This is a genomic window from Dolichospermum sp. LEGE 00246, assembly GCF_015207865.1.
Taxonomy (GTDB): domain Bacteria; phylum Cyanobacteriota; class Cyanobacteriia; order Cyanobacteriales; family Nostocaceae; genus Dolichospermum; species Dolichospermum heterosporum.
In genome coordinates this window covers 1-11,235 of record NZ_JADEWA010000148.1, presented here as the reverse complement: position 1 = coordinate 11,235, position 11,235 = coordinate 1, and the positions used below count along the sequence as shown (strand labels likewise).

Annotated in this window: 11 protein-coding genes; 9 read left to right on the top strand and 2 right to left on the bottom strand. The window is 40.6% G+C overall.

Translation table 11 applies throughout. The annotated features are described in order from the left end of the window. Positions 1-327: 327 nt before the first annotated feature. The gene (locus IQ228_RS11965) at positions 328-1,194 is read left to right on the top strand and encodes a CmcJ/NvfI family oxidoreductase (RefSeq protein ID WP_193962941.1); all 867 of its coding nucleotides are present in this window, start codon (positions 328-330) and stop codon (positions 1,192-1,194) included. Between the two features lie 134 nt (positions 1,195-1,328). On the opposite strand, the gene IQ228_RS11960 is transcribed toward IQ228_RS11965, so the two are convergent. After that, positions 1,329-3,626, bottom strand: a complete 2,298-nt coding sequence (locus IQ228_RS11960) for an FAD/NAD(P)-binding protein (RefSeq protein WP_193962940.1) — start codon at positions 3,624-3,626, stop codon at positions 1,329-1,331. Between the two features lie 391 nt (positions 3,627-4,017). Here IQ228_RS11960 and IQ228_RS11955 point away from each other — a divergent pair, with 391 nt between their 5' ends. The 8 genes from IQ228_RS11955 to IQ228_RS11920 all read left to right on the top strand — a co-directional run bounded on the left by IQ228_RS11955 (position 4,018) and on the right by IQ228_RS11920 (position 10,807). After that, positions 4,018-4,701 carry an HAD family phosphatase gene (locus IQ228_RS11955; RefSeq protein WP_193962939.1) on the top strand — a complete coding sequence of 228 codons (684 nt, stop codon included), beginning with the start codon at positions 4,018-4,020 and terminating at the stop codon, positions 4,699-4,701. A gap of 24 nt (positions 4,702-4,725) precedes the next feature. Further along, positions 4,726-5,013 (top strand): antibiotic biosynthesis monooxygenase, encoded by a 288-nt coding sequence (locus IQ228_RS11950; RefSeq protein ID WP_193962938.1) that lies wholly within the window; start codon positions 4,726-4,728, stop codon positions 5,011-5,013. 17 nt (positions 5,014-5,030) lie between these two features. Continuing rightward, complete coding sequence (locus tag IQ228_RS11945) at positions 5,031-5,702, top strand: O-methyltransferase (RefSeq protein WP_193962937.1); 672 nt, start codon at positions 5,031-5,033, stop codon at positions 5,700-5,702. Between the two features lie 229 nt (positions 5,703-5,931). Further along, complete coding sequence (locus tag IQ228_RS11940) at positions 5,932-6,381, top strand: GNAT family N-acetyltransferase (protein ID WP_193962936.1); 450 nt, start codon at positions 5,932-5,934, stop codon at positions 6,379-6,381. Positions 6,382-6,511: 130 nt separating this feature from the next. Further along, positions 6,512-7,333, top strand: a complete 822-nt coding sequence (locus IQ228_RS11935) for a class I SAM-dependent methyltransferase (protein ID WP_228043838.1) — start codon at positions 6,512-6,514, stop codon at positions 7,331-7,333. A gap of 101 nt (positions 7,334-7,434) precedes the next feature. Further along, positions 7,435-8,820, top strand: a complete 1,386-nt coding sequence (locus tag IQ228_RS11930; RefSeq protein WP_193962935.1) for an amidase — start codon at positions 7,435-7,437, stop codon at positions 8,818-8,820. A gap of 142 nt (positions 8,821-8,962) precedes the next feature. Further along, entirely contained in the window at positions 8,963-10,300 is a 1,338-nt protein-coding gene (locus IQ228_RS11925; protein ID WP_193962934.1) for an LLM class flavin-dependent oxidoreductase, read from the top strand. A gap of 321 nt (positions 10,301-10,621) precedes the next feature. Then, positions 10,622-10,807, top strand: a complete 186-nt coding sequence (locus tag IQ228_RS11920; protein ID WP_228043837.1) for a hypothetical protein — start codon at positions 10,622-10,624, stop codon at positions 10,805-10,807. A gap of 21 nt (positions 10,808-10,828) precedes the next feature. Here IQ228_RS11920 and IQ228_RS26595 read toward each other — a convergent pair. Further along, positions 10,829-11,235, bottom strand: a 407-nt coding sequence (locus IQ228_RS26595; RefSeq protein WP_228043836.1) for a hypothetical protein, incomplete at its 5' end; no start/stop codon positions are given.

The following is an 11,235-nucleotide window of genomic DNA, read 5'->3' as shown; positions in this document are numbered from 1 at the left end:
CAATATGATTATATTATGTGAGAATTATCCAGAAATTGAGGATTTACGTAACTTGCACATTAGGAGGGTGCGTCAGACCTGATAATTTGGTAAAAAACGGATTTTTGATATCTAACGCACCCTACACCAGATGATTAGTGTGACACTCGACTATATTAATTAGGTCACCAAATAATTAGTGCTACATATTTTTCGGATTGCTAAGGTTGATTGGAGAGGAAATTTTGTATAATAAACTAAACTACGATAAATTGACCGATAAACCGTACTTTATTGATCGCGCAAATATTCATTAGTGCAATTGTTAGTTAATCAAGGATGTAATCTATGAGTTTAAATACTCAAGTTCTAGACAAACCGATTGTTGAGGAACTGCCTTATGTTGAGGCTAATCTTCATTACTTACTGCCAATGGCAGAAAAACCTGTTAACTATACTTATGAACCACCAGCAGGTATTCCTAGACAGAATGGGATTTATCAGCCGCAAAGTTTACCCATACGCAATGCCCGATCTATTGTAGAAAATCTATCTTTGGATAGAGAAGGTTTTGCTCTGACTGAGCATCGTACGAAAGTCCGCAACTTCTATGATGAAGATGAGTTACGGAATGTTTACTATCTGGAAGCGGAGCAATTATTAAAAGAGGTAACAGGGGCAACTCAGGTGGTAATATTTGACCATACTTTGCGTAATGCTCAAGAGTCAAAACCGAGTGAAAATAGTATTAAAGAGCCTGTGAAGCGTGTACACAATGATTTCACGGCTAAATCTGGCTATGCTCGTGCGCGTAAAGAGTTAGAAGCACGGGGGGTAGAGAATATTGAAGAGTTGTTACAACAACGTTTTGCAATTATCAATATTTGGCGGGCGATCGCAGATACAATTCAAGAGTCACCATTGGCTGTGTGTGATGCTCAAAGTATTGCCCCAACAGACTTAGTAGCTGGTGATTTAGTGTACCGCAATCGCATTGGTGAAACCTACGCAGTTACTTACAACCCAGAACATAAGTGGTACTATTTTCCACAAATGCAAAGGGATGAAGCTTTATTTATCAAATGTTTCGATTCCGCAGAAGATGGAATTGCCCGCTTTGCAGCCCACACAGCATTTGCAGATCCAACTAGCCCAACAGATGCACCACCAAGGCAAAGTATTGAGTTGCGGACATTTGTTTTCTATCCTGTATAGTGGCGTATGATTTTTGGAGGTAGAGACGTTCCATGGAACGTCTCTACAAAGGTTTTGAACGTATGCAAAATTATTTTCATCCCTAAAATCAGCAACGCCCCTTATTCTTTCTTCTTCCTCCTGACTCCTGACTCCTATATATACATAGCAAAGTAATCATTGTAGATGTCTGTATTTGCTGTGACTGTGAGTTCTATTTGTTTTTGTTCTTCATCTTTTGCTGAAGTTGTCGAGAGATTTAAGCTATCTTGGGGAATAAAATCACCACAGTATTCATTTGCCGGTACTGTTGCATTCATCTGTTGGGGATAACTCAACTTGAGATTATTCATAACAGTGATAAATTGATTACGGGTACGTCCGCTGAATCTGGGATTGAGGCGCTTTTCTTCACCAATGGTGGAAACTGTACGCCCTTTGTAGTCATGGGCAGGATATACAAAAGTATCATCTGGCAAGGTGAATAAGCGTTGTGTCACCACATCATAGAGAGTCCCCGGATCACCTCCCTGAAAATCTGTGCGTCCACAACCACGAATAAATAAGGCATCACCGGTTAATAAATGGGTTTTATTTACCAAATAGGCTATGTGACTGGCGCTGTGTCCTGGTGTAAAAATTGCTTCAATAATTACTGATCCTACCTCTAAAATTTCCCCACCAACAAGAGAACGATTCGCTTTTGTTACCGCAGGATTTTTGGGAACGATCACCTGACAGCCTGTTTGTTGCCTAAGTTTACCCGCCCCTGTAATGTGATCAGCATGGAGATGGGTTTCTAGACAGTAGCGCAGCTTTAATCCCAGTTCCTCTAATGATTCTAAATCACGATCAACTTGCTCTAATACAGGATCAACCAAAATAGCATCTCCTAGTTGTTGATCAGCAATGAGGTAAGTATAGCTACTGGTTTGAGGGTCAAAAAATTGGCGGAATAGAAAGTTTGACTGGAGTATTTCTGAAGTCCGCTCGCTCAAAGCTATAGCAGGAAGAGGACGCACTCGTAATGGTAGAGATTGCAATAACTCCTGGGATAATGCCTGTGCCTGTCCCCGTAGTTCTGGAACAGCTATAGTTTCCCACAAGTCTCCTTTACGCGGTGTTCCCAAGGTATAAAGCAGTGAGGAAACATTACCATCTGCCTCATATAAAGCGCCTTGGGAGTTGGCATCTAGTCCTAAACCCAGGACATTAGGGCGGATTAGTCCCTCTGTTCGCAAATTAGTAACCAGGGGATGAGGTGATAGCGAAGCGCTCCGTAGGAATCGCCTGTAATCTGCTGCTACCCCTGTACAATTTACTACTCGATGCACTGAGAAAATCTGATTAGTCTGGGTTTTGCGTTCAGATATGGTGACAGCCACACCGTTAGATAAAGCTTGATATTCCCGAATTCGTCCAGCGAAAATAGTTAGTTGACCAGAATTGAGCATTTCTGTGATCACATCTGCCACTTGTGGGGCAATACGGTGACGATGGACATCCCAGTAAGGTGTGAGATGACGTAAAAACCGCCTCTGTTCGACTTTTGGTAGTCTTTGCCAAATTTTCTGAGTATGGGGACGTAAAGAATCAATGAGCGATCGCCAATTATATCCTTGAGATGCAGCAACTTTTACCTCAGTCCGCAGCCAGTGTAACCAACCACGCACCGTCGTCGGAAAGGTATCAGAAGTCAAAGAATTAGAATAAGGTTGAGCCGGTTGATGTTTTTGGGGAAACAGTCCCCGACGAGACACAGCATAAATCTTACCCCGATGTTGGCGATCGTGCAGAGATAACACCATATCTACCATCGTTAATCCCGTACCAATCAGCAACACAGGCGCATCAGGATCAAGATCATCTAGGGCATCGGCTGACCAAGCATTTCGGCGATAATTACTATCTGTATTCTCACTTTCTGAAGGCGTAGAAGGGGAATTTCCTAAAGCCAAGACAACCTTATCGGCATTAAAACAGCGCCCACTACGGAGAGAGATAGCTGTCCCTTTTCCTTCCGACTGTATCCCCACCACTTCATCAGTTACTCTTTCCAGCCGGACATCACTAGGTGCTGTTGCTTCGGCTTCTGCCAAAATTGACTGAATGTACAAACCATAAACTTTGCGAGGAATGAAGGTACTAGCATTGATTTCTTCAGAAAAAAATGAACCTAACTCGTTGCAGTTGTACTGAAGCCAACGTAACAGATGTCCCGGATCATGAGGAAACGCGCTCATGTTACCTGCTGAGACATTCAGCAAATGACAGTTAGTTTCCGTACTATAGGCAATTCCTTTGCCAATTTGACGACCGCGCTCAATTAACTTAATTGTGAGGGGTTGACTAGCAGTTTTCAATAGATGGGTAGCAACTAGAGTCCCACTAAAACCTCCGCCAACAATAGCGATGGTAGTTGAAGTATGAGTAGTCAAAAAACTAGAAGTCATGGCAGTGTCAGTTAAAATAAGTAATAACGCGATTTAATTTCTCTATACCAATCCAAAATCATTCCTAATCCAGCTAAAAGCAGGAAAACTTGGTTTCGGATGAAATATATGATACTCTGAGTTTATCTATAAACTACATTTACTTGATAAAATTACCGTAGTTTATACTATACAATTTAGCAAATAAAAAGCTAGGTGGAGAAGCCTGATCATGTCAGTCTTCTAGAACCGAAGTTATTACATGAGATCGTTCAGATGCGTACACAAATACGAAACGAACTCATAGCGATCAAACCGTTTGATGACATAGAACACAAACACCTCTTGGACGCATTGGAGTGGGCTTATTTAGCGTTGTAACTTAAATCCCTACTAAAGTTGAGGCAACAATATGGGCGAAACTGGGTTCAAACTTGTAATCTTTGATTGTGATGGAGTGTTAGTTGATAGTGAACCAATTATCAATCGCACTTTTGCCGAAACGCTCACTGAATTTGGTTTTCCTATCACATATAGAGAAGTAACTCAAAAATTTATCGGCAAGTCTCTGAAAACCTGTTTAGAGATAATCGAGCAATCTTACAATAAACCATTGCCCAAAAACTTTATCGAACTTTGCAAGGAAAGAGAAATAGCTCCATTACAGCAAGAACTACAGCCTGTTTCGGGCATTAACGAAGTATTGGAGCAAATTACCTTACCAAAATGTGTAGCATCAAATAACAGTCACCGCCATATTCAATTTGTCTTGAAATTAACGGGACTTCTACATCAATTTGAAGGAAAAATATATAGCTGTTATGATGTTCCGCGCCCTAAACCTTTTCCTGATGTCTATCTCCATGCAGCCGAGCAAATGAACACAAATCCAGAACATTGTGTTGTGATTGAAGATTCTGTACCGGGTGTACAAGCAGGATATGCGGCAAGAATGACCGTTTTTGGTTATGCCCAACATAGCGATGGTACTGCTCTTACTGATGCTGGAGCCAAGATAGTTTTTAATGATATGCGGCAACTTTCTCAGATACTTTTACAAAATTATCTGAGTAACAATGTGATCGCTCATAAATAAAATTTTCTAATTGGAATTTTCCTCGTGATACTAGAAGTAGCAATTTTAGAAATTAAGCCTGGGTTAGCGGAAGAATTTGAAACTGCTTTCAAAACAGCTTCATCTATCATTGCTTCCATGTCTGGATATATTTCTCACGAATTACAACGCTGTATCGAGACTCCAAATCGTTACATTTTGCTCGTGCATTGGCAAACCTTAGAAGACCACACCGTTGGATTTAGACTCTCACCAGAGTATCAACAATGGCGTTCCCTTCTTCATAACTTTTACGACCCCTTTCCAAGGGTTGAACATTACCAAGTTGTTTAATTTACCAAATTAGAATCATGACTCAAACTCAATGGACTGCGGTTGACGAATACATCAATGACTTATTCGTACCCTCTGATTTTGCATTAGATGCCACAATTCAATCTACAATTGACGCTGAATTGCCTCAAATCAATGTTGCTCCCAACCAAGGCAAATTACTCCATATCCTCACTCAAATTCGTGGTGCTACCAGAATCTTAGAATTGGGAACATTGGCTGGTTACAGTACGATTTGGCTAGCAAGGGCGCTACCAGCAGATGGTAAGTTAATTACCCTAGAAGCCAATTCCAAGCACGCGGAAGTTGCCCGCGAGAATATCGAACGGGCTGGTTTATCAAATATTGTCGAAATCCGTGTCGGAGCAGCATTGGATACATTACCCCAACTGGCTGCGGAAGGTCAAGCACCCTTCGATTTAGTCTTTATTGATGCTGACAAGGTAAATATTCCTGAATATTTCACTTGGTCACTAAAACTAACTCGTCGTGGCAGTGTAATTATTGTTGATAATGTCGTCCGTAAAGGTGCGGTGATTGATGCCGATAGCACTGATGAAAATATTCAGGGTGTGCGTAAATTTAATGCGCTGTTAGCAGCAGAACCACGAGTTACAGCCACCACGATCCAAACAGTTGGTAGCAAAGGGTATGACGGATTAGCGATCGCTCTTGTCACCTCTGACTAACAATATAAATGCGAAATTTTTCAAGTACAACGTACCTTGAAACCAAGACTTTGTAACTCTTTCAATCTTGTTAGACAAGCCAATGAAGATAATCATCATTAGACATCTCCGAAAAAGATTGTAGATACGTTCCATGGAACGTATCTACAAGAGTTTCAGGTCATGCACATTTAATTCTCGGAGATGTCTATTTGTAAACTATTTTTTATCTAACTTTAACCATCAAATAATGATTCAAGAATGGCAACGAAGTGAATATTCTATTAGCACTGATGTTAATCAGCTAGATTTGACAGTTATCCACCAATTTCTAGCAAATACATATTGGGCAAAAGACATACCATTTACAGTGCTACAACATTCAATTCAAAATTCTCTTGTGTTTGGGCTATATAAAGATAAACAACAAATTGGATTTGGTCGAGTGATCACCGATTATTCTACCTTTGCCTATATTGCTGATGTGTTTGTTTTAGAATCTTTTCGAGGAGAAGGATTAGGAAAATGGCTGATAGAAACTATTATTTCTCATCCCGAATTGCGGGGATTAAGGCGATGGCTACTCGTAACTAAAGATGCTCATGAATTGTACCAAAAAGTTAGTTTTAATGAAATTAAAAATCCATCACGATTTATGGAAATAGTAGATTTAGATGTTTATAAAAAAACTTTTAACTAAATACAAATAGGAGATTTTTCAATATGACAGATATTACTAATCTTTTTGCTCAGGAACTTGCATCTGCACAATGTTTCACCAAGCCAGGGCAAATTACTGTTGCTGTTGGATTCGAGGGGCGCGGACACTAATGATGACTGATATAGATAAATACAAGCAGCTACTAAAAGAATTCTATGGTAGTAGAACTACTTATGATCATGAGGAAGGTACTCGCCATCCTTTAGAAGCCAAGCTTTTACTTGAATTTGTTCCGCTTGGGCAGGGGCAGAAAATTCTTGATGTGGCGACTGGAACAGGTTTAATTGCAATTCCCGCAGCCCCAAAGGTTGGTTTAGAAGGTCATGTAATTGGGGTTGACATGACTCCTGGAATGTTACATCAAGCAAAACTTAAGATTGCAGCCGCCAAATTACAAAATATCGAGTTGATTGAGACAGATGCAGAATATATCAACTTTAGTGATACTAGTTTTGATGCTGTCTTTTGCTGTGAGGCGCTTGTACTTTTTCCTGATATCCCTGCTATTTTGCAAAAGTGGTATCACTTTTTAAAACCAGGAGGATATATTGCATTTACCTCTCCTCCCGAAACGGCTTTTTTAGCATCTCTTCATCGAAGTATTTGCACTAGGGTTCTAGGTCTATCGCTGCCATATATTCTCGAACCACTTGGGACATCAGAAAGATGTCAAAATTTGCTTCATCAAGCAGGTTTTAGAGATGTCGAAATTCAAACTGTACCGTCAGGGCGTTATCGCCATCTTAAAGATAAGAAATTATCTTGGATAGCAACCAATATCAATTTTAAAGCTCATCCCCTGTTATCAACATTATCACGATCGCAATTAGAACAGTGGCAAGCTGAATACAGTGCAGAAATTGAAAAACTCACAACTGATCAAGGTGTTTGGGAAGATACTACAAAGTTCCTTGTTCGCGCCCGAAAATAAGTGATTTTTTAGTAGTTAGCGATCGCTCTTTCACTATCAAATAATGATTCAAGAATGGCAATGAAGTGAATATTCTAAATACAAATAGGAGATTTTTCAATATGACAGACATCACTAATCTTTCCGCTCAGGAACTTGTATCTCTCTATCAAAGCCGTGAGTTATCCCCTGTAGAAGCAACTAAAGCAGCTTTAGAAAGAATTGCTAAATACAATCCCCTAGTAAATGCTTTTGTGGTAATTGATGAAGAAAATGCACTCATTGAAGCTCGTGTTTCTGAGGAAAGATGGCTTTACGGTAAACCACTTGGTGTAGTTGATGGAATCCCCTTTACAGCCAAGGATTTACTACTAACTAAAGGTTTACCAACACTACGTGGAAGTAAAGCCATTTCACCAAATCAAACTTGGAATGAAGATGCACCATCTGTAGCTCGGTTGCGTGAACAAGGTGCTGTATTATTGGGCAAAACTACCACATCTGAATTTGGTTGGAAAGGTGTCACAGATTCTCCCCTAACTGGTATTACTCGCAATCCTTGGAATCTGGAACTCACACCAGGGGGAAGTAGTGGTGGTGCAGCAGTTGCAGCCGCATTGGGTTTGGGTACAATTCACTTGGGTACAGATGGTGGGGGATCATCGAGAAGTCCAGCCGCGCTTACGGGGGTATTTGGTTTTAAACCTACTTTTGGTCGGGCTGCGGGCTATCCATCAGCCCATACAGGGACGCTGTTTCATCCGGGTATTTTAGCGCGTACAGTGACAGATGCTGCATTAACTTTAAATACGATCGCTCGTCCTGATGTTCGTGATTGGTATGCTTTACCTGATGATCAACAGGATTATTTACTAAATCTGCATCAGGGTGTAGCGGGTTTAAGAATCGCTTTTAGTCCAGGTTTAGGATATGCCAATGTTGAACCAGAGGTAGCCGCATTAGTCAAAAAAGCAGTAGAAACTTTAGAAAAACTGGGGGCTATTGTCGAGGAAGTTGATCCAGGTTTTGAGAATCCATCTCCAATTTTCCGAACTTTTTGGGTAGCTGGTGCTGCTAAATTACTGCGGGGTTTTAGTCCAGAACAACGGGCTGTAATTGAAGAAGGTTTACAAGCTAATGCTCAAGAAGGCGATCGCTTAACTTTAGCAGATTATCTCCAAGCAAATGATGCCCGTGAAGCTCTTGGCCGTCATCTACAACAGTTTCATCAAACCTACGATTTACTCATCACTCCCACTTTACCAATTACTGCTTTTCCAGTTGGTCAAAACTCACCCCAATCATCCCTCTATCCACAGGGACACACCTGGAGTCCTTTCACCTCTCCTTTTAATCTCACCCAACAACCCGCAGCTTCCGTACCTTGTGGCTTTACCCAGAATGGTTTACCTGTAGGGATACAAATTGTGGCAGCAAAATACAGAGATTTATTAGTATTGCAAGCTGCTAAAGCTTATGAAACTGTTTCTAATTTCATCATGCCATAGCCATTGATCACAGAATCTAAATATTTCTTGTTTTTTCTGCTCTTTTATGCAACCTTAATAATATACTACGGTAAACCTACGGGTTTATCGTACAAACTTAATTTGAGTACAAAACAAAATTTTAGTACCTATTTAAAAGGTCATGAGTAAATCAAAGCAATTAAAACTAGGTGCATTCATGCGCCCGGTTAGTATACATACTGGTGCTTGGCGTTATCCAGGGGCTTTACCGGATGCGAATTTTAACTTTCCAGCACTGAAAAAATTCATCCAGAAACTAGAACAGGGGAAGTTTGACGCATTCTTCATGGCTGATCACCTAGCAGTCCTGAATATGCCAGTTAACGCCCTCAAACGCAGTCATACTGTCACCTCCTTCGAGCCATTCACCCTGCTTTCTGCCCTCGCTAGTGTTACCGAACACATTGGACTGGTAGCCACTGCTTCCACGACTTATGACCAGCCTTACCACATCGCTCGCCGTTTTGCCTCCCTTGACCATATCAGTGGCGGCCGCGCTGGTTGGAACATTGTCACCACAGCTAATCCAGACGCAGCCCTCAACTTCGGATTAGAAGAAGAGGTAGAGCATGATGAACGCTATGTGCGAGCAAGGGAATTCTATGATGTCGTCACTGGTCTTTGGGATTCCTTTGCTGATGATGCTTTCGTTCGGGATGTGGAATCAGGGATTTATTTTGATCCTGCAAAAATTCACGCCCTCAATCACAAAGGCAAACATCTCTCCGTGCGGGGGCCATTGAATATCGCTAGACCTGTCCAGGGTTGGCCAGTGATAGTCCAAGCAGGAGCTTCCGAAGCCGGTCGTCAATTGGCTGCTGCTACTGCTGAGGTTGTGTTTGCATCAGCCGGCAATCTGGAAATTGGCAAAGCTTTTTTTGCTGATGTTAAAGGTCGTGTGAGAGCAATCGGACGTGATCCCGATAGTATTAAAATTCTCCCTGGTGCTTTAGTGGTTGTGGGTGAAACTGTGGCAGAGGCACAGGCCAAGCGGATTCGTTTGGATAGCCTAGTACATTATGATAGTGGTATTGCTAGTTTAAATAGCGCACTTGGCTACGATGTTTCCGGTTTTGATCCCGATGGTTACTTACCAGAAATCCCGCCCACTAACGCCGGAAAAAGCTCACAAGAACGAGTGATTGCGATCGCACAACGGGAAAATCTCACTATTCGCCAGTTGGCGCAACGCATCGGTAGTTATGGTGGACTGGCCTTTGTGGGTACGCCCCAAAGCATTGCTGATGAAATGGAGCAATGGCTGATTGAAGAAGGATCTGATGGATTTAATATCATGTTTCCTTTTCTACCAGAAGGGCTGACTGATTTTGTAGATAAAGTGATCCCAGAACTCCAACGGCGGGGGATTTTTCGCCAAGAATACGAAGGTAAAACACTACGGAAAAATCTGGGACTGGCCCGTCCTGTTAATCGCTTCTTCCAGCCCAGTTTGGTGTAAGTACGATTAATTCAGTTTTTTAAAATTGGTGTTTAGCCAGTTTTCAATCGTAATAATTCAGGTAAGGTGATAAGATCTCCGACTTCTGACATCAATTTATAATTTGTGGACACAATAAATAAAAGAAGTCGGGGATCTGGGTATTCTCCTACTTCTTGAATTTTGGAAAATATTACACCTCTGGAATTTTTGATTAGTTCTAAAAGAATGTTTGTATCTAATAAGTACAAGTAACTCATTTTCAAATCTCGATATCATCTAGGAGTAATAGTCCTCCATCTACATCTGCAAAGTCTTCATCTAGTGGTTCAAGGGTAGAAAGTGTTTGCAGAAGATGAACTTTCCAGTTTATTAGAGTGCGTTTATTTATTAAGATCACCTGAAAATGCTAGACCTTTATTTCGGGCTTTTAAATGGACAGAAATGGAAACTCCTCAAACATTAGCTGAATTAAAAGAGAAGTATTGCTTTCTCCTTGCTGATATGACGAAAACGTTAGCCCTATAACCCTGCTTCTAAACTTGTCCCTTAAGAATTTTTATACTTAGAGAAAACTGCATGATCAGGTCGAAAATATTCGCAATTGGCAGCCATATTAGAATTTCCTGTATTTTTTAAATATTTGCAAAATATTGTTCCTTCTTGCTTAAAAGAGTAATTTACTCCATGATATCTACACAAAAAACAATTTTCTACGTTAAAACCATTTTGATAACTTTCAACTACTTTTCTCCGAAAGAAAATGCCTGTATCTGTTGCTTCTACACGAGGAATATATTCAATGTTTAATATTTGATATTTTCTTAACAAACTTATTTCTTCAAGCGTTTTATCAGTTAATACACATTGTCCATTTTTATAAATGATAAATATTCTGTATAATACTGGTTCTTTAGAGTATGGGGTAGTGGTAAATATGTAGTGAAATCTCATAT

Bases quoted from the DNA above. Each gene is read 5' to 3' on its own strand.
- IQ228_RS11955 (WP_193962939.1), top strand. From the start codon at position 4,018: ATGGGCGAAACTGGGTTCAAACTTGTAATCTTTGATTGTGATGGAGTG.
- IQ228_RS11965 (WP_193962941.1), top strand. From the start codon at position 328: ATGAGTTTAAATACTCAAGTTCTAGACAAACCGATTGTTGAGGAACTG.
- IQ228_RS11945 (WP_193962937.1), top strand. From the start codon at position 5,031: ATGACTCAAACTCAATGGACTGCGGTTGACGAATACATCAATGACTTA.
- IQ228_RS11940 (WP_193962936.1), top strand. From the start codon at position 5,932: ATGATTCAAGAATGGCAACGAAGTGAATATTCTATTAGCACTGATGTT.
- IQ228_RS11935 (WP_228043838.1), top strand. From the start codon at position 6,512: ATGATGACTGATATAGATAAATACAAGCAGCTACTAAAAGAATTCTAT.
- IQ228_RS11925 (WP_193962934.1), top strand. From the start codon at position 8,963: ATGAGTAAATCAAAGCAATTAAAACTAGGTGCATTCATGCGCCCGGTT.
- IQ228_RS11960 (WP_193962940.1), bottom strand. From the start codon at position 3,626: ATGACTTCTAGTTTTTTGACTACTCATACTTCAACTACCATCGCTATT.
- IQ228_RS11930 (WP_193962935.1), top strand. From the start codon at position 7,435: ATGACAGACATCACTAATCTTTCCGCTCAGGAACTTGTATCTCTCTAT.